Source organism: Paenibacillus sp. FSL P4-0176 (assembly GCF_037975265.1).
GTDB lineage: Bacteria > Bacillota > Bacilli > Paenibacillales > Paenibacillaceae > Paenibacillus > Paenibacillus amylolyticus.
Window position 1 is genome coordinate 7,176,861 of sequence record NZ_CP150242.1, and the last position, 24,481, is coordinate 7,201,341.

At 44.7% G+C, this 24,481-nt stretch carries 16 protein-coding genes; 3 read left to right on the forward strand and 13 right to left on the reverse strand.

All coding sequences use genetic code 11. From position 1 onward, the window contains the following. Positions 1-3: 3 nt before the first annotated feature. Complete coding sequence (locus tag MKY95_RS32665; RefSeq protein WP_339196210.1) at positions 4-2,295, reverse strand: glycosyltransferase family 2 protein; 2,292 nt, start codon at positions 2,293-2,295, stop codon at positions 4-6. Then, positions 2,295-3,389, reverse strand: coding sequence for a bifunctional glycosyltransferase family 2/GtrA family protein (locus MKY95_RS32670; protein WP_036611825.1), 1,095 nt, complete (start codon positions 3,387-3,389; stop codon positions 2,295-2,297). The genes MKY95_RS32665 and MKY95_RS32670 overlap by 1 nt, the downstream gene beginning before the upstream one ends. Positions 3,390-3,676: 287 nt before the next feature. On the opposite strand from MKY95_RS32670, the gene MKY95_RS32675 reads away from it, so the two are divergent. Next, positions 3,677-3,805 (forward strand): hypothetical protein, encoded by a 129-nt coding sequence (locus MKY95_RS32675; protein ID WP_339196213.1) that lies wholly within the window; start codon positions 3,677-3,679, stop codon positions 3,803-3,805. 37 nt (positions 3,806-3,842) lie between these two features. After that, complete coding sequence (locus MKY95_RS32680) at positions 3,843-4,565, forward strand: YheC/YheD family protein (RefSeq protein WP_036671837.1); 723 nt, start codon at positions 3,843-3,845, stop codon at positions 4,563-4,565. 84 nt (positions 4,566-4,649) lie between these two features. Here the strand turns inward: MKY95_RS32680 and MKY95_RS32685 are convergent, their stop codons facing one another. The 8 genes from MKY95_RS32685 to MKY95_RS32720 all read right to left on the reverse strand — a co-directional run bounded on the left by MKY95_RS32685 (position 4,650) and on the right by MKY95_RS32720 (position 17,491). Further along, entirely contained in the window at positions 4,650-4,991 is a 342-nt protein-coding gene (locus tag MKY95_RS32685) for a hypothetical protein (protein WP_051447236.1), read from the reverse strand. Between the two features lie 257 nt (positions 4,992-5,248). Next, positions 5,249-5,809, reverse strand: a complete 561-nt coding sequence (locus tag MKY95_RS32690) for a DUF4303 domain-containing protein (RefSeq protein WP_339196215.1) — start codon at positions 5,807-5,809, stop codon at positions 5,249-5,251. 28 nt (positions 5,810-5,837) lie between these two features. Beyond that, complete coding sequence (locus MKY95_RS32695; protein ID WP_339196217.1) at positions 5,838-6,116, reverse strand: hypothetical protein; 279 nt, start codon at positions 6,114-6,116, stop codon at positions 5,838-5,840. A gap of 12 nt (positions 6,117-6,128) precedes the next feature. Continuing rightward, complete coding sequence (locus MKY95_RS32700; protein WP_339196219.1) at positions 6,129-6,563, reverse strand: hypothetical protein; 435 nt, start codon at positions 6,561-6,563, stop codon at positions 6,129-6,131. A 519-nt stretch (positions 6,564-7,082) separates the two neighbouring features. Further along, a complete protein-coding gene (locus MKY95_RS32705; protein WP_339196221.1) occupies positions 7,083-7,628 on the reverse strand; it encodes a 50S ribosomal protein L25 in 546 nt (181 codons plus the stop codon). A gap of 502 nt (positions 7,629-8,130) precedes the next feature. Continuing rightward, a complete protein-coding gene (gene srtB, locus MKY95_RS32710) occupies positions 8,131-8,907 on the reverse strand; it encodes a class B sortase (protein WP_339196223.1) in 777 nt (258 codons plus the stop codon). A gap of 22 nt (positions 8,908-8,929) precedes the next feature. Then, positions 8,930-14,980: a SpaA isopeptide-forming pilin-related protein gene (locus tag MKY95_RS32715; protein ID WP_339196225.1), complete on the reverse strand. Its 6,051-nt coding sequence runs from the start codon at positions 14,978-14,980 to the stop codon at positions 8,930-8,932. 387 nt (positions 14,981-15,367) lie between these two features. Next, a complete protein-coding gene (locus MKY95_RS32720) occupies positions 15,368-17,491 on the reverse strand; it encodes a 5'-nucleotidase C-terminal domain-containing protein (protein WP_036611844.1) in 2,124 nt (707 codons plus the stop codon). Positions 17,492-18,083: 592 nt separating this feature from the next. Here MKY95_RS32720 and MKY95_RS32725 point away from each other — a divergent pair. Further along, positions 18,084-18,710, forward strand: a complete 627-nt coding sequence (locus MKY95_RS32725; RefSeq protein WP_051447237.1) for a hypothetical protein — start codon at positions 18,084-18,086, stop codon at positions 18,708-18,710. 56 nt (positions 18,711-18,766) lie between these two features. Here MKY95_RS32725 and MKY95_RS32730 read toward each other — a convergent pair whose 3' ends face one another. The 3 genes from MKY95_RS32730 to MKY95_RS32740 all read right to left on the reverse strand — a co-directional run bounded on the left by MKY95_RS32730 (position 18,767) and on the right by MKY95_RS32740 (position 24,149). Further along, complete coding sequence (locus MKY95_RS32730; protein WP_036611847.1) at positions 18,767-19,882, reverse strand: response regulator; 1,116 nt, start codon at positions 19,880-19,882, stop codon at positions 18,767-18,769. Then, positions 19,879-21,609, reverse strand: coding sequence for an ATP-binding protein (locus MKY95_RS32735; RefSeq protein WP_076252125.1), 1,731 nt, complete (start codon positions 21,607-21,609; stop codon positions 19,879-19,881). Before MKY95_RS32735 ends, MKY95_RS32730 begins: the two co-directional genes overlap by 4 nt. 164 nt (positions 21,610-21,773) lie before the next feature. After that, a complete protein-coding gene (locus MKY95_RS32740) occupies positions 21,774-24,149 on the reverse strand; it encodes an S-layer homology domain-containing protein (RefSeq protein ID WP_268748586.1) in 2,376 nt (791 codons plus the stop codon). Positions 24,150-24,481 lie beyond the last annotated feature (332 nt).

The window sequence follows — 24,481 nt, forward strand, 5'->3', positions numbered from 1 at the left end:
CTCCTAACCCTCTCTGGTGGCACGATCAGAATGTGGCTGAATCAAATCCGTCAGCAATTGGTCGATCAGGCCCTTCTCCACAATATCATCGATATTCTCCACCGAGAGAAGCACTTCGCGCTCACGGGCTGTCGTTTTTCCCGTATGTTGCAAAATGACTTCAATATTACTCTTCGTATAAAAAGTAACGACCGCTCCTGCCGCAATATCACCATGGAAACCCGTCGCGGAGAAGAAACGATAATTGAAGCTGCGCAGCGTACAGCTAGCATCATTGGTGAAATGAACTGAAAGCTGAAGGGAAAGCCGCGGCATTTTTCGCTGATCCGATCTGGGTTGAACAATCCTTTTTTTCACATTACGTAACATATCGTCATAAGCCGTATCCCACAGATTCATCTGCTCTGGCAACGAGTGTTTACGGTCGTAGATGATTTGCATGTATTGGCGGTTATCATTCTCATCAATCGGCTGAACCGTTGCGGAGTAACGCCAGCCCTCTCCATCCTGTTTCACATAAACGATGACTGCATCGAGATTGGCCTCATACCGGTCGGTTTTGACAACCAAAGAGATGATCTTCTGCTCAGCCAAATAAATGGGATATGGGACATAGAAGGCAATACCTTGCTCAGATACATCCACCGTCTTGGCCTGATAACGCAGATTGTTGGCTTGGTCGTGAATCGTGACATCTTCCTGCGCCCGAATCCGTTCTGTCTCCCGATACGCACGGCGGCCGATCATGAAGAAGAGGGCATAACACAGCGCAATCATGTTATGAATCAGCCAGAAAATAATGATACTGCTGAAGAACAGCGCAATGCCGTACTTGCCATTCACATACCGAATCACGGCTGCAATGGAAAGCAACAGCAAGAAGATATGCGGAAGTGCATATAACAGAGCAGACATCCATTGTCGACCGCTTGCTCTGCTTTTGTTGGTGACCTTGAATTTTTTCTCGCGAATTCCCAGCGTCTCCAGGAGAACCGGCCAGATCAGATAAGGCATAAATATGGTATCGATAACCTGACTCCATCGCTGATTCCGAATATTACTGGACAGATATCGCATGGATACACTATAGAAGAAATAAGATGGAAGCCAGAATATTAGGATTTGCCAAAAGGTTGTATTCACAATCTGGAAGTCGAACAACGCAAACAAAATAGGTGCCAAAATGAAAATCAACCGATTAAAGAAGGACCACCAGTATAAGAAACTGCTTAAGTAGGTCACTCTCGTCCAGAAAGGGAGCTTGCCAGATAAAGGTGCACGCGTATTCTGCAGGCTCTGAATGATACCCCGTGCCCAACGAATTCGTTGTTTAATCATGCTCTTCACTGTTGTTGTTGTCTGCCCGGCAGCTTGAACCTCTTGAGTCGCATAGGTAATATAACCTTCCTGCTGCAAGCGGATGCTTGTCTCAAAGTCCTCGGTGATTGTATTGAGCGGAAAACCTCCGATGTCTTCCATACCCTGCCGGGAAATGATCGTATTACTTCCTGTATAGGCTACCGCATTGGAGGCATTACGCAGGATGTTCACTTCTCTGGAGAAGAAATCCTGTTCATTCGGAATACCTTGCTCTGCATACAGGTTAAACTGGAATAGATCTGGATTGTAGAAGCTTTGCGGGGTCTGCACCAGACCAAGCTTGAACTTAGGGTCCATCTCGTCCTCTCGGCGAGGACGCCATACCTCATTCTCCTTAATAAACGTGGAGAGCATGAAATAGGGTACCGTTTTCATCAAAAAGGTGTGCTGTGGAATCATATCCGCATCAAACGTTGCAATGAGCGGCGAAGAGCTTTTGCTCAGTGCATTGTTCAGATTACCAGACTTGGCATCCTTGTTTTCGGGGAACCCCAGATACCCCACGCCAAATTGTCTGGCAAGCTCCTCCACCTCAGGTCTTGCTCCATCGTCACAGAGATAGATATGAACCTTCTGCTTGTCCGGGTAATCCATGAACGTACAGGCATTAACGGTTTTATATAACAGATCAACAGGCTCATTATGCGTAGCAATAAATACATCCACATCCGGATAATACTCCGGCGGAACGATTGGGAAATCGAGCTGTGTACGTTCTTTTTGCATCTTTTGAAAGAATAATTCAAAGGTTGTCAGTACGGTGACCGTTTCAGCCACAATCAGCAGCATACCAAAAATGACGTTCAGTACGCCCTCACCCCATGGCAACGTAAAGAACGTACGCCATACCAAATAAATCGACATCAGGATCATCGTGATGACAAAAAAGATATTCTGCCTTTTTTCGTTTTGCACTACAACTGCTTCCTCCTTGCTGCAAATACCCATCTTCGCTGCAATTGGAAACTGAGCAGGAACAGCAAGGCATCACAGACGAATTTCGCCAATTTCTCATCTACGAAGAGAACGGTATGGAATATATAAACACCGGTACTGGACAGCAAGATCACTACTCCGCATAACGTTAGATAGCGCCATAGACTGCCCTGGCTATCCTCCTTGCGGAATACAAAGTGTCTGTTCAGTACATAGTTGACCACAATGGAAATAACTCTCGCAATCACGGTTGCAAGCAAAATTCTTAAATAGTGCTGCTCACCCAACACGGGCCGCAACGCGTCGATCAAAAACCAGGCGATACCCAAATCAACAACAGAACTGGCCACAGATGATGAAATGAACCGCAGAAAATTGGAGAACAACACACCCATTACTCGGGCACTATCCTGGATTGCTTTAAAATGAGTTCCCGCATTGCCATTTTCATAAATGACTTGGATTGGCATCGTATGAATCGGTATGCCAGACTGAATGCACGAGATGAGCATCTGCAGCTCATATTCAAATCGAGTGCCGCGAACATCCTGCATAAACGCAAGTAACCCTGGACCGAAGGCACGAAGCCCAGTCTGGGTATCTGACAGTTTTTTACCATAGAGCATGGCAAAAATAAAGGAGGTCATTCGATTGCCTAACAGGGACTTTGGGGGTATATTCCCCTCGCTGAAGTTTCTTACCCCGAGCACCAATGAGTCCGGATAAATCCTTGCTTCTTGGGCTATGAGGTATACATCCTCAGCTGCGTGTTGTCCGTCTGAATCAGCGGTTACGACGAAGGAAGATGCGTCGAATTGCTTCCCAATATACTCAAATCCGGTCTTGAGTGCCGCACCCTTCCCCTGATTTTCCGCATGTGTTAGCAGAGCACAACCATTCTCACGAAGCTCCTCGAAAATCGACTGGTAGGCCTCACCCGATCCGTCGTCCACAATAACAATATTGGTCAATCCATACTCTCGCAATTGCCGTACATAGGTTGGAAGTCTCTCATCCGGTTCAAGTGATGGAATGAGGATGATCGCTTCGCCGTTTTGTTTACCTATAATCATCCTGATAAGCCTCAATTCGACATATTTCAACAAATTTTTTTGAATATTGTGAGTATAACATCGAAAAGTCATACAGTAAACGAATAATTTATATATATATTGGTAAAAAAGTCGCACTTTTTTATAAGCTAATTTATAGGTAAAAAGTACTAGTGGAAGGTCAGTCTAGTACTACTCAAACCATTTCACATTTGGCTCTTGTTTCAGTACATGTACCAGCACGGCATGCCGTTATCCACGGTGGTGATAGAAGTGAGCCTGCGTATCCAGAAGCACTCAAAGCGTGAATGAGCGCCTTCCCAGAATGCAGTAATTTCCGCAAAAGTTCATCTTCTGTCTCCATCGACCGATTGGACATGCATCGACTTACAAATCTGGACGAATGGTCACTTATGCGAATCACGAATTTGAATTAGAATTACCATAGACGATTAAAAAAAGGCTGTGATTCCAATGTTATTCGAAAGAGACAAATGGTTGCAGTATGGCATTCTGCGCGATGAGCCCTCTCTCGCTGAACGGTTGCCAGAAACACAGTTGCTTGAGAAGGATACGTTAACGAAGATGCTTCTTCAGTATCCCAGCGTTGTACTGAAACCTCGTAATGGCAGTTACGGAAGGGGTATCCTGTTCATTAAACGAAGCGGTGCAAATGCTTATCGTATTCAAAATGAAAATAACACAGTCACCATGAGAGACAACGAGCAGTTACTGGAATGGTTCGAACAAACAATCAAAAGTGATGAATATATTGTCCAAAAGCGTCTGCAGCTTGCTCAAATTAAACACAGGCCGTTCGACATTCGGATCATGGTTCAGCGCAAAAAGAGTTCCTCGTCCACTTGGAACGTGACAGGTTCCTATGCTAAAGTCGCTGCACAAGGATACCAAGTCACCAATGTGAATAACCGCCCCATTCCCGTTTTTAAAGCACTGAGACTGGCTCGAATTGGAGATCGGCGCTTACTTGTCAGAGCGGAACAAGTTGCACGATTAGCTGCCAAACGATTGGGAGAGCATTACCCTATGCTTAGACAAGTCGGGTTCGATATAGCCATCGACAAGAAACGGCGAATTTGGATTATAGAAGGCAATTATCAACCAGCCTTACGGCCTTTCCGACTTTTGAAAGATTCCTCGATGCACCGCAGAATATTATGGTACAAAGAACATTAAAGCAAAAGAAGACGACCTGCCTGCTAGCCCGGGCAAGTCGTCTCTTCATGTTTCGTACCTAATCTCGATATTAACCCTCTTCGGTTATTTCCGGCATTTTCTAATCGCACTTGTAACACGTGTCACTCGGAACTGATTTACCCCTACCTGTATAATGGCGAACTGGCTGTACGAAGTACCAGAAGAGGTATACGGTTCAGCCTCAATATTTCCACTCGGTGTTCTAACTGTCGCGGTGATTCTAGTTACCAGGCACACACCACGGCCGGAAGATCTCCAAGTCTCATCACGCTGAACACTATATCTATCGTTGCTACAAAAGATGGATGCATACTCCACTACTCCACTCGCATTAAACGAAGTCGAGTTATAGATCTGAACAGGGTCATAACCACCTCTAGGTGCTCCAGGTCTTCTATTTCCCATTCTCAAAACCTCCTTTTTTATTGATAATCTATTAAATGCAATTAAATAGTTTTGGTGAGGTATAAATGTGGACAAGGCAGAAAAAGTGTGTTTGTCCGAGGGTCGCAGACATAAAAAAGAACCACCCTTTCATGTGCAAAGGTGGTTCGAGAATTATAGTCCTATTATCATAATCATCTTATTCAGCCAATTGAGCCGAAACGGTACATTATAGAAGGTCAAATAGAAGGTCAAAACTCCCTAAATTGCAGATGCTTCTATTCTGCCGCCTCCGCCAACCATGCTTGCATAGCCGGAGATTCCGCCCGATTCAAACGTAAGGCAATTTCGGTATTGATCTCATCCGGCGGCATGACTTCAACAAGGGCACATACGGACTCTCGCGATTGATTTAAGGCAAATACGCCTTCATCATCGAGCATTTTCATCGCCAGCTCCATGGCGTTCAGCCTCACATCCAACTCGCGCTTCCAATCATCATTCTCCAGTTCCGCAATGAAAGGACGCTCGTTATATCGTTGTTTGACATCGGCAAAGTGATCATCCCCAAAACAACAATAGGGCGAATCCGCATACGACCATTTGATGAGATCCGCAATCGTGGATACCGGCGTATCACTTTCCTCTGCTTGTCTAGCCGATTCCAACGCCAAAGCTTCCCACGACCATGCAGAAATGCTTGGCGCATGTCCTTCGCCAGTAGTGTATAACGTACAATAATAGTAACGTTCACCATTTTCAAAAAGAGTACAAAAAGACGTTCTGGCGGCAGCGGCGATCTCTATGGCCAGCGTCTCTATTTCTTGCATTGGCTTCATGAATAGAGTTCCCCTTTCCATTCGTTGATCATTTGCCCCTTCGATATGAATTGGCTATTTGGACTAGATACCAGACACCTGCACCCACAAGGGCAGCAAACACCAGATTGATACAGCCGAACACGATGAGTGACTTTGCTTGGCCTGGACCGATCTGGAAAGCCGTAACAAGCTGGAAGACAGCCGGTAGCAGAAACGCCAGCCAAGAGATGGTTATAAGCTTTTCTGTTCTGAAGCTCCACCACACTGCTGAACATGAGGCAGCGAGCATTACCCAGGTACAGATAAGCTTTAGGGCGAACATCATTTTGTCCCCCTCCTATTTGCCATGAATCACAAGTCCATATTTACTGAATATCCACGATTGGCTCAATTCGTGCATTGCATCATGACTTATACGCACAGAGGGCTTTTGCTCCTTCATCGCATCTGCATCAAGGGCTGAGAAGCGAAGGGGTTTGGTCTTTTTTTTGATAGAGTCTCTTATTTCATCGAAAAACGCATAGGTCAGCGGCTTATGGTCCCGGATATCCTCATACATATAGTACTTTCCTTTTTCATCTTCCACATTAACTTGAAAACCTTTCGGAAATGAAATCAAGATACACGGCAGTTCATCCTCTGCCCATTGTCCGTGATATGGAAAAGAAACCCCTTCATTTCTCACAAAAAATCCTGAACTTTCTTGATCCGATGCAATAGAAATAGAGTAAACAAAGAAGGGATGGATGTCATCTCTCTTTTCTCCTGCCACAAAATACTGATAGAACGTCTGATACTCCTCGTACACCTGATTATAATCATGCTCTGTTCGGGCAGCATTGGTACGATGGAATTGCGCTTGCCGATGCTCCAAAAGCTGCAAAAGGCTTTTAAACTCTTCAGGAGTGATGAAGAATCTCAGTTTATAGAATCCGCTATTCTTTAATTTGTCCATTTCTTTTCGCTCACCGCCCTGTTTAGAAATGTTATGCCATTGACCTTAGCAGTTCGGGTTCAACTATATATGTATCTTATTTCCATTATAGTGATTACCTTTCCTGAGTCTACCTACTTTACACCTGAATTTTGCGAATGAACTTTGAAAGGGTAGCGAAATATCAGGATCATTGCGCCTGTACGCGAGCAAAAGACATACGTGAGGTGAATTCCAGACTACCCGCCTTGTGAGGATGGGAGCACGCCAACATCTCGTAATCAGCACAAATTAGCCGTACGGATGATCACCCGTACGGCTAATTTTGACTTATTCAGCTTTGCGAATTTGGAATTGTTAAGGTTTAACTACAGAGAGAAGAGACTCATTCCCCTCAGAGATCACCGTCACATCTGGAGCAAACGTTGCATCACTTACATGTAGCGTTTCTCCAAGTTCCATAGCACTAATGTCAAATTCAATCGACGTTGGCAAGTGTCTCGGCAATGCCTCCACTTCAATAGAAGATAATTGAACTTGCACGACTCCGCCCTGTTTTGTACCAATCGGTGTGCCGTTGAACTTGACAGGAATTTTAGTACGCAGGATCTCATTGGTCTGCACCTGCTGAAAATCCACATGAAGTAAATCCCGTGTAACTGGATTACGCTGGAGATCTTCCAACAATACAGTCAATGAGCCTTTCTCTTCAAACTGCAGTTCGATAAAACCAGACGTACCCTGCTTCAACCATTTTTGAAATTGTATTGTTGGAATATGAATCATTTCATTCTCCGTATTTTTGCCAAAAACAATACCTGGCAAACGCCCGGATTTACGTAAATCCCTAAGTCGGGATGTATTTAATGGAATGCGGGTCTCCGCCTGAAAACTAGTAGTCATGCTATGTTCGCTCCTCTTTATTAAATGATATTTTCACATTTTTCATACTCATCCAACCATCCCCTGTTGGGGCTAAAGAGAGAAACATAGCATCACCACCTCCATATACGATCCAATTGATTTTAAAATACATTTAATGTAAGCACCCATAATATACATGAAGGCACTCTACTCCGAAGAGTAGAATGCCTATGGGATGCTTCAACCCTATCATAGAAACATAGATTTGTCGATTTAACCCCATAATATGATCAAAAGCGTCTCCTTCCAGTCCGCGTCGTTGATCAGCATAGAGACCAACCCAACGATGGAGTGGCCTTCATGTCCTCATCTCAAATGTATACATCCTCGATACTCGTTGGATTCGTCAGAATTTATCATTCTGCGTAATTCCTCAATCCACATGTCCATGAGCACCTTATTTCGGGGACAAGAAAAATCGCGTCCTCTAAGGAGAGAACGCGAGATAAAGCAGATTGATTTTGTGTTTCAGAATCGTCAATTAACGCTTTCGAGCCACCACCGCTAACCTACCGTTTTCGGTTGAATACTCGCATGTGGACAGCACAATAAGCTTGTCACCATACTGTGCTGTTACACCTGTGTCATAAAGAGAGAGTTGTTTGATATTCTGAACATATGAATCGAACTCGGCGGGCGTACTTACATTCTCAATCTGGTAGTATTTAAACACGTCGTCCGATTTGCGATAAACTTTTGACAGAATAACGGCAACAATCTCATACTCTTCCTTTTCGTAAAGCGTGCTGAACTGGAACGTCGCATGTTCTTGATAAAAGCTTTCGTTCCTGTACTTCATTAAATCTTTAAACATCCAACCACTTTTCATGTGATGTCCATGAATCAGCAAAATGTCCGAATTGTTGGTCGTACTAGACTCGTCCAAAAAAGGAAGACCGCCTTGGTTTTCTTTTCTATCGAAATCATGATTGAGATAGTACTCCGAATCCTGTGGGCTCTGCATGACTGGGTACTCAATTCGGGTACCGTCAATCTTCAGCCAGCCGACGATGTCTGAGTTCCTCTCGTAAAGATCTCGAAATTCGGGAAGCATAACCGGCTCATTGCCTTTATTGAACAAAAGGGAAGGGAATGCATCCCCTCCACCTTGTTCTGATCCTTCTTTCCAAACCTTTGTTAACTCTTCGATTTTCTGCTTCTCGGCATAATCTCGCAAGAAAGTCCTCGCAAGACTGACAAGTGAAAATACCAACACAAGCAAGGAAACAGCGATAAGAACTTTTTTAGTTTTGCTCATTTTTCTTACCGCCTTCCCTCCATTACTGGATGTGCTTTTTCTTCTTGTACCCGAGTAGACAGAACCCGATCGTCATTAAGGACATCAGCGCCAAAACCATATACAAGAATGGCGATTCACTGTTATCTCCAGTTTTCGGAGCATCGTCCAACTCGTTGCTATCGTTCTTAAGCTGATCGTTACCATTGCTTGGTTCAGGCGTTACGGTGCCTGGTTCAGGCGTTACGGTGCCTGGTTCAGGCGTTACCGTGTCCGGATCTGGCGTTACCGTGCCCGGTTCAGGCGTTACAGTGCCTGGTTCAGGCGTTACGGTGCCTGGTTCAGGCGTTACAGTGCCTGGTTCAGGCGTTACCGTGCCTGGTTCAGGCGTTACCGTGCCTGGTTCAGGCGTTACCGTGCCCGGTTCAGGCGTTACGGTGCCCGGATCTGGCGTTACTGTCCCTGGACCAGGCGTTACGGTGCCGCCTCCGTTGTTACCATTGCCGCCACCAGAACGAATTGGCTTCATTGGCACATCGTACCTGACAATGTCAAAATCGACTGAAATGGTACCACTTGTGTGCGTTTCGTATCCGTCCTTCGTTACGATCAGATAGTAATCCGCTTCTGGAAACACCATGTACGCATAGAAGCCATCTGCATCACTACTCTGCTCCGGGCTCTCGTTGTCGTACGGCGGGAAATTTGGAACCTTTGGAAGCGTTACTTTCGTACCCGGAATGCGGCCGTTATCTCTATTCCGCTGCGTATCCGCATAATACAGTGTAACTTTGGCTCCATCAATTTTCTTGCCAGTGACGGCATCTCCTGTCGTTTCATCATAGACCGTACCGTAAGGGTCGACTAACTCCTCTGAAATATTCAGCTCTCCGTTAGCTTTAACGTCAAGTTGCGCCACTTTGAGGAGCAATTCCTCGCCGGTCTCAGCTTGATAGCGAACTTCCATTGTGTACGTCTGCTCGCTTAGCCCTTCCACAGAGAAAGTTCCATTCGTAGCCATAGGGAATGCTTTAGGTTGGCCGTTTTCCTTAATATAAATGCCATCCTTGTCTTTCAAATAGATATGCATCTGGCTAGTCAATAAATCGTTGAATAGCACTGTTGTTCCATCCAGTTGTTTAAACAGAATGATCCCCACGGCCGTAATGTCCGCTGGAACAGTCTCGTCCGTTACACTTCTGTTCACATTTGCTTTCTGCGTAAACTCAACAGGTACATCCTTACCGCCTACCCGATACATCTTCGTATATCTGATCGTATAGTCGGTATCCGCTACGGCTGGGATTGAATATTCACCCTTCTCATTCGTCTGCGTCTGAATCTCTTCGCCTGTCTTCAGATCGGTTACCTTAATCGGTGCATTCGGAATGACTTCTCCTGTGTTATTGTTACGCAACACGCCTTCCAGATACGGTCGGGTATTGACAAAATGTGCTTCAGACCATTTTTTCTCTGGAATAGTGCCAATGTGAATGAGACTCTCTGGATCAGTCACATAGCCATCTTGCGTATAATCATCTTGGGTCACTTTGTACTGAAGATTGGTTGGAAGCCCTTGGACAATGAACGTCTGGCCATCTGTAAGCTCAAAGCTCTCACCGCTCTTGATCATGCCCTTGCTGCCGGCTGACTTCTCATAGACGTAGGATTCGTCCGATCCCTCGCCAGTGAAGGCAACCGTGTACTTAAACAGCTTCTTCTTGTCTTCATCTTTGCCTTTAACTGTGTTGCTGATTAATAGGCCACCCTTCAAAACTCGCACGTTCGTGAATGGGGCATCTTCATCAATGCCTTTCATGACTCCGGTATAGAACCGTTCCTCAGGAGTAGTCATGTATTCATCGGTTGTGTAATCTTGTTGGGTAACTGTGTATTTCAGATTCTTAGGTAGACCCAAAATATCCAGTGCCTCTCCATCCTTAAGGCGGAATTTACCGCCGGACTTGATCGAACCTGTGCTGCCGTCCGTCTTCAAGTAAGAGTAACTTTCCTCTTTGCCTGTATCCTCAAAGTTGACGGTGTACTCGAACTCCTTCGTTTTATCGCCGCCGTTGCCCATGACCGTATTGCTGATGGTCAGCTTGTTAACGGTCCGTTCATTGATGAAATCCGCCTTGTGATCACCTTTATTCACGATTGAGCCAGACAGCTCTCTCGTACCCGGTATCGTCGTATAACCGTCAACGGATGTATAATCAGCCTCGGTTACGGTATAGACCAGATCCGCAGGCAAGGCTGGGAACGTCACAGATTCCCCGTGCTTAAGGGCAATCTTGCCTCCGCTCTTGATCGTGCCAAACGTATCATCCGACTTCTTATAGGTATACTCTCTGTCCTTACCTTCGCCGGTGATGGTCACGGTGTACTCGAACTCTTTGTCCGGATCACTGCCGTTGCCTTCCACCTTATTGGTAATGGTCAGCTTGCCTTGGGCCGGTGTAGGCACGATCAGTGGATTATCAGAGGTTAATTTCACCCCGTCTACCCAGATGGGCTTCCCTGGCGTATTCCCTACATATACTTGGTATACTCTTGTAGTTGGCAGCCAAGTATTGGTGTCAATATAGGTTTCTTTCAGCTCATAATACCCTGGATCAGGGAATAGCAGATTAAGTTTCCCTCCGCTATCGGTTTTTCCTTTGGTGATTATAGTTCCGCCGTCTTTCTTATAGAGTGTAAACTCTACGTCTTTTAGCGGATTGCCATTGGGATCTACCTTTTTCAGAGGCAACAGAGCATTGGAACTTGAACTGCCGGCCACGTCCGAACTGTCCAGCGTGCTTTCGCTTCTGGCACTGACAGATTTCAGATTGTCATCGCCCTCCAGTTTTACCTCGTTGCCCATTTTCTCTCCAGCTTTCGCTTTAGATGGATCAACTTCTGTTTGGTACACAAACTGGTAAAACTGATTAGGGTCGTCCATTTTAAATGTTAGAACCGTAGTACCTTCTACGCCCGGTGCAACTTCTACTTGAACTTCAGCATTCGGGTCGCTTAGGTCCAGTGCTACGCCATCTCGTTCCAGAGTGCCGCTTGCAGTCAATTTAGCAGGATAGACTGCCATACTAGGTGATGTCAGCACAAGCTTTCCGTTTTCTTCATAACGCAAATTCATGCCTGCACCCAAGGTATCCTGCAAATAAACACCCTGCTTCATGTTAAATGGCGGGGTATAGTTCACCGTCCATTCCAGCACTCCTGGAACTGGCTTAGTTACCGACTTTCCAAGGGTCTGAATAGGTACAATAACTTTGCGCTGTTCGGTGACAACCTTCTCCACTCCACCCCATGTCATATGGAGGTCGGCTTTGTTATACAGCACCTGCTTGTCTGTGCCGTTGATAGTGTATTCCTCTAAATACTTCTGCAGAGCATCATTGGAAGGTCTTGCCTTCACCAGAATGATATAAGGACTTTCCAACTTAGAGAAGGTGAAGGTACCCTCGTTTCCAATGTGTGAAAAATGGACTACATGAGAACTAGTACCTGGTTCAATTAGAGTTCTAGCATCGTTTCTAACACCATATTCATTGCCTGAACCATTGTTCGAAATTCCTTTCCAAAGCTCAAAATCCTTAGTTTCAGAGAAAGGAACAAATTCCCACCCTTCGGGAAGTGTATCCACTAGCTTAATATTACTAATGACTCGATTACCGCCATCCTTAGCCATTTCTTCTGTGTTATATCCAGGCATATTAACCCCTAAACGGAATGTGACCGTCTTGGTTGTCCTGTCATAGCCAGAAATCGTCCATGCTTCATTGTTATCATCTCTAATGTAACTGCTAACATTATTCGGCGTCACATTTTCAAAATTACCATCTACTTTTAATGGCCTCGAAGCAAAGAGCATATCCTTGTTCAACATACGCAGGTGTAGGTTGGCACTACTATTTGCTTCTTTTACGGTTTCGCCATCAATGAGCAAAGCCCGATTCGAGCTTATTTTCCCTGCGTTAATTTCCTGTCTGAAGAGAATGTTCGGGTTGGTCTCAAGTGCACGGAAGCTGAAGGATGCCGCTTCTTCGGTGTATCCGGTCACCTTGATCAAATCCGCCACCACTTTACCGTCCACGGTTAATGGAATAGCTTTCATCGTCAATCCGGTTGCATTCGACTTCATAGTTCCCGCTTTGTACTGCTTCCAAAGCTGCGCAGAAGTGATATTTGCTTTAATTTTCGCAATTGTATCCGCACTCACCTCGCTGGTTTCATCTACAGCGTTGTCCAAGACGTTCAAGTCACCGCCATGCACAAGGACATCGTATATTGCCGCGTTAGGTAAGGCATACTGTGGTGCTAGATTAACGGTCCACGTGATACTGCCCAGGTTATAATCCTCGGTTGATACTGCGCCTGTTTTTGTAAACGTGTGTGCGCCAATGCTGACGACTGCCTCATCTGTCACCGCAATAGGTCTTTTACCCGTCATTACATCGTTGTTCTGTATAACACCTGGTGTATCCAAATTCCAGTTGGCACGAGGGTCAATTTGGAAGCTGGAACCACTTATTGCCTTGCTTTTAATCAACAATTCGACTTTTCCGTTAATATCCCCGAAGGAATAAACGCCGTTCGAATCTGGTGTAATTGGCGTTTCTTCAGATACAGCGCCATCTACCCATGTCTGCCATGCAGCCGATTCAAATTCCAGCCCAGCCGGTAATACATTTGTGATGGTAAAGTCCTTTAACCCTTTTTTATTATATTGGTTAACCGCGATCTTCCATGTAATGGTTTCATTCGCATGGTCATACGAAGCGCTGGCTTGAATCCAGTCGGGAGCAAAAGAAATCTCCTGACCTGCCTGTACCAACATGTTGTTGTCCTGTCTCAGTTCCACTTTGCCATTCATGTCCCGGTAGCTGCGACCAAGATTGTTTGGCGGATTCCGATGTTCGTAATAATAAGCTTCCTTTGGAATCCATGTTTTATATTCAACCTTTGGATCTAGACCTGTTCCCTGCGGAAATATGTAAGTCAGCGATCCGTCGCCCCCAATGACTGGCGTTACATTTTGGCCGTTTACTTTGAATGAACCCTCCTTATAGATACCACGGACATTTCCAAAACCCGTATTATAAGTGGCTGGATTCGTATAGAATGTCTTCCCGTCTAACGGCAATTTGACTGTTTTATCAAACTGATCGAATGCAGAGACGTTTGACTCCCAAGTAATTGCACCTTCAACCAATTGCGCTGGCTGAATCCCGCGGTAACCATACTGATCCCACCTGATCATTCCAGGCGAGCTTAAAGTAATGTTATACTCTGCTGTAACATCTGGGTTCTCTAGCTGATATGCACCACCAAAGATGTTGATCGGCTTTTTATCGCCATACGCTAGTCCCGTTATATCTGCATTGGCAGTAGATTCAAAGCTGAAGGCAATACCTCGTCCAACACCATTGAAAAAATTATCTTCACCGTTAAATACAATCTTGATGCTATTTGGAGTGAAATAGGCGGTACCCAGCTGTTTTGTACCTGATTCCGTCTGTGCATTCAAGGTTTTAGTAGCTGTTGGCAGCACCACTTCCTTGAAGTAATCTTCTCTTTTCAGCTCGATCCAGTCACCCTTTTGGATGTATTTCTCAGGATCTGCATTAGTTGGATTTGGGTCATCACCATTCACTGGTACCTTGAGACCTTCCGATTTGAGCGTAAAGGGCTGTCTACCCTGAATAATACCGTTTGGATTAATAACAGCATTCCCCTGTGTCACTTCCAGCGGAAAGGTTGAATTAGATTCCATAAATACCGCTGTTTTGTCCGTTGGGACTGCCGCCATCGCTACGAAATTATTCGGTTTGTCGTTCACTGCCTCTGGTACCGAAAGCGGTTCCTCTTGCACTGCCTCAGGTTCCGAAAGCGGTTCGTCGTTCACTGCCTCAGGTACCGAAAGTGGTTCGTCGGCACTCGGTGAGTCAGATTCAATGACCGCTTCCATTCCGGAATCGGTTGGCACACTCTCCGCATATGCGGCGGTGGAGTATATCACTGTCTGCAAGACGAGCAGCATTGCCAGAAATAAAGACAATAACGGTTTACCTATATTGCGTTTTTGTTTCAAACGAAAATCTCCTCCACTTCTAAAATTTTTGCAACAACCAAAAACTTTTTCCCTTTCCTTTGGCCATTCCATCCTTACAACAGAAACTGATAAAATTCATCAAGTTCATATGGCTTGCCTTACCATTTTACTTTAGAGCCCTTACCAAATTCTGAACACTAAGCGGTAACCAGAGCATAGAGCCAATTCAGACATGGATTTTTCCATAGAATCATGGATTTTAAGCATAAAAAAAACATCCTAAATTGGGATATGGCATTCTCCTGGATAAACCCTTTTCACCAATTAAAGAACTACTTGATGAGAGGGTTTATCCGTAGAGGAATGCTCATTCGCCCGATAGGATGTGTTTCTCTGTTTTAATATAAAGTTTGAATAAGTTCTACATTATGAAGCTTTTGCTGCAACAGCTTTTTCAATTAATGCTTTTGCATCCTTAGTAGTCAGACCTAGTTTAGGTTGAAGTGATTTTTTATCTGTTCCAGCAAAAATACCTTTGTCAATCAATTTTGCCATAGGTTTAATTGCATAGGCAGACACGGATTTACCATCTTCGAAACTAGCAATAATTGTAGCAGCGTCTTTATCAGTCGCTTGATCTTTTACCAATTTAGCAAGAATGGTAGCAGCTTCTTCACGTGTGATATCCCGATCAGGATAGAAGTTTCCACCATAACCTTGAATGAATCCAGCATGCGTAGCTTCAGCAATCGCATCTGCATATGCAGCATTAGCCGCAACATCTTTGAATGCAGGTGCTGTAGCTACTTCGTTAAGTTTCAACATGTCGACCAGAGCACTTACAAATTCAGCACGAGAAATGACTTCTGTTGTTACAGGTGTTTCTGTTGGCTCGGTAGATGCAGCCAGGTTTGTGATACGTCCTTCATTTTTAGCTTCGATGCTACCGCCTTTATACGTGTCTACGATGTATTGGTAGAATACATCCAGATCGATAGGACCTGCCAGGGATGATTTAGCATCCAGCAGCACTTTATAGTTATCTCCACCTGCAGCCATAAAGTTGTTAACTACAGCCGTATATGTTTTTGCAGGATCAATCGTTGTTCCATCTTCAAGACTGAGACCTGTAACGCGTTCTGCGACCGGCTTATTGAAATCTGCAGTGTATTTCAAACCAGAGATTTGGAGTGTTTTGGTATTAGGTGTACCGTCAGCATTGATACCCCATTGCTGCTGCAACAAGGTTTTAACCTGTTCGCCAGTCAGCTCAAGTTTTACTAGAGTATTACCAAACGGTTGGATTTTGGCAAGATCAGCAAAGGTCACATCGCCTTGTGGCAGATCCGCACGAATACCGCCTGGATTCATAAATGCAAAGTCAGCTGCACTTGCCTCATCCCCAAAGTCTGCTTCACGCATTGAATCTGCAATGAGGTTGCCTAGAGGGGCTTCGTTATTATAAGCATCTGTACGGGTAACAGAACCATCCGTTGTACCTACTGGCTTCGTCAGCTCAGGATGCTTGTCTAATGATTTTTTAATAATAGCTAAAGATTCAGGGTCTTCTTTTACACCCTCTTGGAAAGTCGTTGTAACAGTCGCTGATTTTTCAGTTACATCCCCGGTAGCAGGGTCAATCATCAGCTTGATATCTTCAAACGCCGTACCATATGAGTAGGCTTGCACAATCAACTTTCCGTTCACTTCACCGTTAGCCAAAGCATGATTGTCACCTGCAACGATAACGTCAACAGGGGAGTCCGCCGGTAAAGCTTTTGCCAGATCAGCTGCTTCTCCAGTGGTTACGCCTTCTTTGGTTGTTGCTGGATCATGTGCCAAAACAATGATCGTTTCTACACCTTGGTCTTGCAATTCTTTAGCATATTTATTAACGGCTTCCACTTCTTCTTCTGCGCTCAAGAAACGTACGCCAGCTGTCCCCGATGGAGATACTTTGGCAGGTGTGGATTTCGTCACTAGTCCGATAAATCCAATTTTAACTCCGCCCACTTCTTTAATCACATACGGCTTAATCAATGTTTTTCCTGTGGCAGTTTCAATCACGTTTGCATTGACGTAATCAAATTTTGCACCGGCATGTGTTACCTTACCTTCTTTTGGATCAAGGCCACCAAAGATCTGTGCCTTTAAAGCAGCGACACCTTGGTCGAATTCGTGATTCCCTAAGGAACCTACATCAAAGCCCATCATATTCATCCATTCCATGGTAGGCTCGTCACGATCCAAAGATGAGGCTGGAGCAGATGCACCAACAGAGTCCCCATTATGGAAGAGTAGAGAGTATTCATATTTGGCTTGAGCTTCTTTGAGATAGGTTGCTAGAATTGGAGCCGTTCCTGCCTTCTTATCACCCACGATTGATGTGGTATCTAACTGACCGTGGAAATCATTGATTCCAATCAAGTGTACTTCTACATCGTTACCTGCGGCAGAGACAGAACCTGTTGCGCCCAATAGTTGCGTGAGTAATAGTGCAGCAGTAGCTACACGCAGTGTGCTTTTACCCAAAACTTTTTTCCAAAACATGAATGAAAAAACCCCTCTCCAATTTTAGATCCTGAGATATTTTACCATAGTTCAATTCATAAAAATCATTAAATATATAAAATTGATGTAAAAATTTTGGGAGATTGATAGAGGAGATGAATACCTATGTCTCGAGCTGCACCAAAGTTAGTGTTTGGCTTCAATTTATTCAAGCGAATAATAGGTTTTTTTCTAGCTCAGGAGACGAGAAGTTATAACGCATTGGTTGTAAGTAATAGATTCAAAATTTCATATAGAAAAATATGGCTTTTATATTTTTTGTTGCTATAATGGAAAATAAAGTATGTATTTTCACTTGATGATATAACTCCTCTACTAAAAAACACTTAGCTTCCATCTCCTAAAACACACACATCCCATTACATAATATGTATCAAAGATTTTCACACTTCTATTCAAGGAGGTGACCGTTGGGAGCATTTTAGATCTTAGTTCCCGTTTTACACCAGATGGGGACGTGTTACCTCACCGCTCCTGACTGAATACAACGCAGAAACATGCAATAGCTGTAAGGATTTGTTGTTCTATGCATTTAACTTTAACCATTATAAGAAAAATAGGAGCGTGTCCAATGAACAAACGACTTTTTCCCAGATCTTTTCGAGTTCTTATGGCTTGCTTGTTGATTCTTGCATTTGCCGTACCAGCAACAGCTTCTGCTGGCTATCTTGGAGATAAACTCACGATCGGCCAAAGCATGGCAAAGGGTGACTATCTCACCTCCCAAGATGGCAGGTTCTCAGCCATCTGGCAAAATGACGGGAATTTTGTTATCTATCAAAATGGTTCTTCTCTCTGGAGTAGCGGAACTAGTAATAGTGGGGCTCTTTCATTCAATTTTGAATCACAGTATGGGAAACCTGTCATCTATAAATATGGCATGAAATATCAAGACGTTTACCAATATGGTTATCGTTATGGTTTCAACCCGGCTACAGGTAAATTCGAATATTACACCGGTTGGGGATGGGATAAAGTTTTGATGATTGATACTTCTGTACAGGTAGCTGCTTGGTCTCCCAATACCACCTCATGGATTCCAGGTCATCACGGGAGCAGCTTACCGGCTAACACAACAGGTGATACACTGGTCATGCAAAGTGATGGGAATTTAGTTCTCTATAACACAACCCTGACCAATAGCAATTATCCGAACAGTTGGATTCCTGTCTGGGCTTCCAATACGGGCGGGCGTTAAAATCAGATAGAGAGCTGCATGATGCGCGGCTCTTTTTTTGTTTATTCAGAAGGATATCATTGATATTGTTCATATTGCTGTTGAATAGACAGCGAAGGCTGTAATCCAAGTTCATGAAGCAGTAATTGCGTATATTGCTCATAGTGTTTATGTAGTGATTTTCGATCTCCCATGGCTCCCAATATACTTAACAACAGCAATGTTGACTCTTCCTCAAACTCATTGCGGGATACAATTCTTCTGGCAATGCGTGCTGCTTCATTATATTGATTCCGTTCCAGCAACCAGCTTGCAAGACGCTTGGCATAGGAAACGTACACAATTAACAATCTCTCACGTTCCCCTGTCGCCCAATCAAAAGATTTACCCTCAAACAACTCGCCTACGAACTGTTTCTCTAACGCTATGGCCGCTTTTTCATTAGTTATATTGAATTCGAATAACTCCAACATGGTCTGTTCGAATCGAATAAAATCAACATCGGCTTGATCTAAATCTACCCGATATTGTTCTTGTGCTGATAGGATCATCTCCTTGAACCCATGCTCGGATAACACCTTTCTAAGCTGATAGACAATCGTATTCAAGTACACTTCCGCCTGCTTGAGAGGCCTCCCTGGGAAGAGATCCTCCAGGATTCGGGATTTGGCTACACTTCGACCCTGATGAACAAGCAGATAGGCAAATAGCTCCATGCTTTTCTTGGATTTCCATTTTACTGCACCCGCTTGCTTGCTGCTAGCCTCGAAGCAACTCAGTCCATGAACCGTCAGCCGATTAGGCACAAGGTCGTCAGCAAGATTAGAAGAAGATCTGCGTCTGCTGGCCGCCCTAGTGAGCGTCTGAGCCAGTCGCATTCTGGAAATCGGCTTAACCATGTAGTCCAACGGATAAACATCGTAAGCGTGAATCGCATATTCTGCATGCGAAGTGGTAAACACAATGTCAAGATCATTACAAACTGAGATCAAGCTGCGTGCAAGCTCTAATCCATTGTCCGTAGCAATCTGGATGTCCAGGAATGCGAGATCCACTTCCCTGTTCTTAACGAAATCGAGTGCCTCTGCCGCATTCTGAAAGCTTCCGACAATCTCCACATCTTGCATATTCGACAGCATCCGCTTCATTGCCAACAGCATGGCAGGCTCATCATCAACGATGAGAACTTTCATCTCTCTGTTCCGCCTCTCAAAGTGAAGTGAAATACGCTTCCTTGTCGCACCGTGCTTTCTGCCCACATATCTCCACCACTTAGTTGTACGAACTGTCGACTTACGAGCAGTCCAAGCCCTGCCCCTTTTTCACCTAATGTACCCGCCATGGAGTTGAGTTGCTTCTCGTTAAATAGCTGACGAACTCGCCCCTCTTCCATACCTACTCCGTTATCACGAACGGACACGATCACCATGTCTCCTGACAACTGAGCGTACACTTCGATTAAACCACCCAATTCGGAAAATTTGATGGCGTTGGTTAATAAGTTACGAATAATTAAACCAACTGTTTCCCGGTCTGCATATACATGGGTGCCTATAGCAATCTTATTCATCACGCTGATATGTTTACTCTCACTTTTAATGTGTAACATATGACAACAGTCCTCAACAACCTCCGAAAGCTCCAGTAACTCTGGACGAAGTGTCATGTCTTCAACCTGACTGCGAAACCACTCCAACAAGTTATTAGCCATTCCAAGTGTATTACGAATCTGGTCACCCAGCTGCTCAATGATCTCCTGATGATCCGCAGCGAAGGATTGCCTGTCCGCCTCCAGTAACTCCACGAGTTGAAACTGCAGCGCTAGCGGACTGCGAATATCATGCGATATAATTGTAAACAGTTGATCCTTCAACTGGTTCAACTGTGCCATCTGCTCCAGATGCCGTTGTTTCTCTGTAATATCAAAAATAAGAGAAATATTACCCTGTGCCTTACCCAGTGTATATAATGGATATACGTTTACACTATATATTTTTCTTTCTCCATCCAGCCACTTATCAATCTCTACACTGCCCGGTTGCATAGACTTGCTCAGCTTATACCATTCTGGCCAGGATGCTAGGATTTCCGATATATTCCGACCCGAAATATTGGTATAGCCCAACTCTGAGAACCATTGTGAAGCTCGATTATTGTTATCGATGACCTTTCCCGAACCATTCACAATCACAATACTCTCCTGCAACGTATCGAGCACAATATTCCTGGCAATCGGAACGGTAGAGAAGAACTTAATCCTCAGAATAATCACCAGCATAATTGTCCCTGTAGATCCGCAATAAACTGTTAATGGAAGTAACCATGATGACCACTCAGGCTTCACAAATTTGATAATCTCCAGGACAAACGGTAATGTAGCCAGAAGGAGAACCCACATTCCCGGCTTACGATAATCACTCCTAATATTCCTTACATACTGAAATAAATAGTAGAGGCATATAACCACTGCACTATAGCAAATGAGGCTGAATGCTCTAGAATAGAGGGTTTTTGTTGTGACTAGGTGGCCATTATAAAGCTCAATCGTCAGATATATAATATGAAAGTTTGGGTCAAGCCACATAAGCAACGACCACGATACAAATACGGCAAACAATAGGATCTTCCATTGGTTCTTCAGCAGCTTGTCTCGACCGACTAAGTGATAAACGAATAAGATCAAGAAAGGGACCATTACATTTTGGGTCGTATTCTGAATATTGCGAAAAATTAATTTAGTCATAAATACATCGCTATGTCTCTCCAGAATGATACTGCTTGAGTACATCATTCGGCATACGATCAAACCTACGAGGTAGATTACTCCGCGCTCTCGTCTAAACCCGTACACAGTGAGTAAGATGATACCCGTCATGATCAATGAAACAATCATCAGGATAAGTTCTACAGTGGAATTCATACATCAGGTCCCTTTATATTTAAATTAAGAAAATAGACACCTTATGCCTTTTCTATCCATAATAGTAGAGGGAATTATGGATTACAAGCATATCTCCTATCAGGCTTCAACAAAAACTGACCCCTGTTGTCATCTAATGACATCAGGGGTCAGTCCTTTATTGCTTAATGTATAGATTTCCAAAGTCGCAAGAGTACAACCGCAGCTTCGGCTCTTGTTGTTCGTCCCTCCGGAACAAATCGATTACCCGCTTGCCCTTTCAGAAGTCCGTGCTCCTGAGCAGCTTCGACATATGCCTTGGCCCATGTTGGAATGCTTGTATTATCAGAGAAATAAGAGCTAGCCGTACGATCAGCATTCCACTTCATGGCCTTGGAGACCATCGTAGCCATCTCTGCACGGCTTACCGTTTGCTTCGGCCGTAATGTTCCATCGGGATATCCTTGCAGAATTCCCTCGGCTACGGCTGTCTGGATCGTCAGGTGTGCCCATGCCGGGATGCTCTCTGCATCGCTGAAAGACACCTCACTTGATTCGTTACGTATCGGGATCTGAATTGTCCGCATCAGCATAACGGCGAACTCCGTTCTTGTTACGTTGCCTCTTGGTACAAAGGTGTAGGCATCTATCCCCTCCACAATACCCAATTCTGCTGCCTCGCATATATCTGATGTTGCCCAGTGATTCTCGATATCCGTGAACCGACATACCGGAGCTGAAGGAACATGATGTTCATCATGGGTCATACGGTTAATGGTGACGGTATACGTCTTGATCGTTCCATCCTCAGCTTGAACCGTAAGGGTTAATACATTAGCACCCATCACCAAAGGAACAGTCGTCATCTCACTTATCCGTTCTCCCAACAGCTTCACAACCGCCTTGGGATGGGCTGAAGCTACTTCCAGTTCAACCTGCGCAGCGTCTGTTTCTACTGTATACGTCGTAGTCCCCGACGTGAACTTAGGAGATAATTCCAATGTCTTTCCGGAATTATAAACATTTATTTTAGCTAAAGCTGCCTGGTTAGATCGGGATGGGGTTACCGAAGGCCCAACAGGTGAACTACCGCCTTGATCTATTGGATTCGGTGCTGGTACCGGCATTGTGTTATCCAGTAGAAAAGGATTGGAAATCGCATCCGTAACATTCCCTACGTTGTCTGTTGCGCGAATGTGTAAGTACCAGTTGCCATTTCCGCTAGTCTGACTCAAGTTATCACTGTTGCTGAAGGGCAACCAGCCACCTGTCGGAACGACGGTACTTTGCGTCCACACATATTGCAGTGAATGATCATCTATTCCGCTTTGTAGGTCGCTGACCGTTACGATACTCGCTGCAGTTTTCGCTGCCACTACACCACCATTCGTACCAAACTGCACTTCCGGAGGCGTTGAATCGATCGCCAGCGTAATGGTATACGTTTTACCGGGTAACAAGTAGGGCTCCACGCGAACAGGAATAACCGTATCCGTGGTTGCTCCCGCAAAGTTTATCATCTTCGTGCTACCTGACGGCAGCAGCTCACCGTTCACATACATAACTGTCTGGTCAGTGCTCTCGAGTGTCGGCGTTACATCTACACTGGACAGCGATTGACCGTCGTAATAATACGTGTAGTCCATGACTGAAGGATCAAAGGATTCTGTGAAATCCCCTTCCTGTAGCTTAAGATCGCTCAGATTGGCATTCCCAGGTACATTCATTTGTCCATCCTGATTATATCCCCAGGTAATTACGGTACCATCTGACTTTAAGGCAAGCGAATGAAAATGACCTGCAGCGACCGCTACTACTCCTTCTAAGTCGGCTGGTACATTGGTTTGACCACCATTATTGTATCCCCAGGCAACCACTGTGCCATCTGACTTTAGCGCTAATGAATGATATTCTCCTGCAACAATCGCCACTACTCCGTCTAAGCCCGATGGCACATTGGTTTGACCGTCCTGATTAGATCCCCAGGCAACCACTGTACCATCTGACTTTAGCGCTAGTGAATGAGTTTCTCCTGCAGCGATCGCCACTACTCCGCTTAAGCCTACGGGCACATTGATTGCACCACTATTATTGCCTCCCAAGGCGACCACCGTGCCATCTGACTTCAGTGCAAGCGAATGGATGTTTCTAGCAGCAATCGCCACTACTCCGTCTACAACCACTGGTTCATTGGTTTGACCGTTGGAATTGTTACCCCAGCCGACAACCGTGTTGTCTGACCTCAGTGCAAGCGAATGGTTGCTTCCTGTAGCGATAGCCACCACATCATTCAAGCCCGCTGGCACGTTTAGTTGACCAACGCTATTGTTACCCCAGCCGACAACAGTACCGTCCGATTTCAATGCAAGTGTATGGAAATATCCAACATCGATTGCAACAACTTCACTTAAACCTAAGGGAACGTTTAGTTGACCAAAGTCGTTTCTCCCCCAGCCGACCACCGTGCCATCTGACCTTATCGCCATTGAAGCAAGACCTCCTGCGTCTATTTTATCCGCTTTAACAGGTGAAGAAGGATCTGCAGCATAAACTGATCGCACCTCGAATGGAACGATTATGCTGAACAACAATACGAAGCTTATAACAAGATAAACCGTCTTTCTCCAATTAAACGATAACAATATGTATTCTCTCCTTCATCCCTTTGATTCAGGCAACGCCAGAGCATACTTTTTGATCAGATCCGAGAGTCATCACCTTCTATGGATATTAACAGAGCGCTATGAAAGAATAATGAAAGAAAGTAGGATGATGGAACCAACTCGCTATATTTGTGATAAGGTTCAGCTTTAATTTTACATACTGCAAGGTGTGCTGATAGACTCACCACTTAACAAAAAGAGGTCAACCAGTAAAAATGGCTGACCTCTAT

Bases quoted from the DNA above. Each gene is read 5' to 3' on its own strand.
- MKY95_RS32670 (WP_036611825.1), bottom strand. From the start codon at position 3,389: ATGATTATAGGTAAACAAAACGGCGAAGCGATCATCCTCATTCCATCA.
- MKY95_RS32675 (WP_339196213.1), top strand. From the start codon at position 3,677: ATGAGCGCCTTCCCAGAATGCAGTAATTTCCGCAAAAGTTCATCTTCT.
- MKY95_RS32680 (WP_036671837.1), top strand. From the start codon at position 3,843: ATGTTATTCGAAAGAGACAAATGGTTGCAGTATGGCATTCTGCGCGAT.
- MKY95_RS32685 (WP_051447236.1), bottom strand. From the start codon at position 4,991: ATGGGAAATAGAAGACCTGGAGCACCTAGAGGTGGTTATGACCCTGTT.
- MKY95_RS32690 (WP_339196215.1), bottom strand. From the start codon at position 5,809: ATGAAGCCAATGCAAGAAATAGAGACGCTGGCCATAGAGATCGCCGCT.
- MKY95_RS32695 (WP_339196217.1), bottom strand. From the start codon at position 6,116: ATGATGTTCGCCCTAAAGCTTATCTGTACCTGGGTAATGCTCGCTGCC.
- MKY95_RS32705 (WP_339196221.1), bottom strand. From the start codon at position 7,628: ATGACTACTAGTTTTCAGGCGGAGACCCGCATTCCATTAAATACATCC.
- srtB (WP_339196223.1), bottom strand. From the start codon at position 8,907: ATGAGCAAAACTAAAAAAGTTCTTATCGCTGTTTCCTTGCTTGTGTTG.
- MKY95_RS32720 (WP_036611844.1), bottom strand. From the start codon at position 17,491: ATGTTTTGGAAAAAAGTTTTGGGTAAAAGCACACTGCGTGTAGCTACT.
- MKY95_RS32725 (WP_051447237.1), top strand. From the start codon at position 18,084: ATGAACAAACGACTTTTTCCCAGATCTTTTCGAGTTCTTATGGCTTGC.
- MKY95_RS32730 (WP_036611847.1), bottom strand. From the start codon at position 19,882: ATGAAAGTTCTCATCGTTGATGATGAGCCTGCCATGCTGTTGGCAATG.
- MKY95_RS32735 (WP_076252125.1), bottom strand. From the start codon at position 21,609: ATGAATTCCACTGTAGAACTTATCCTGATGATTGTTTCATTGATCATG.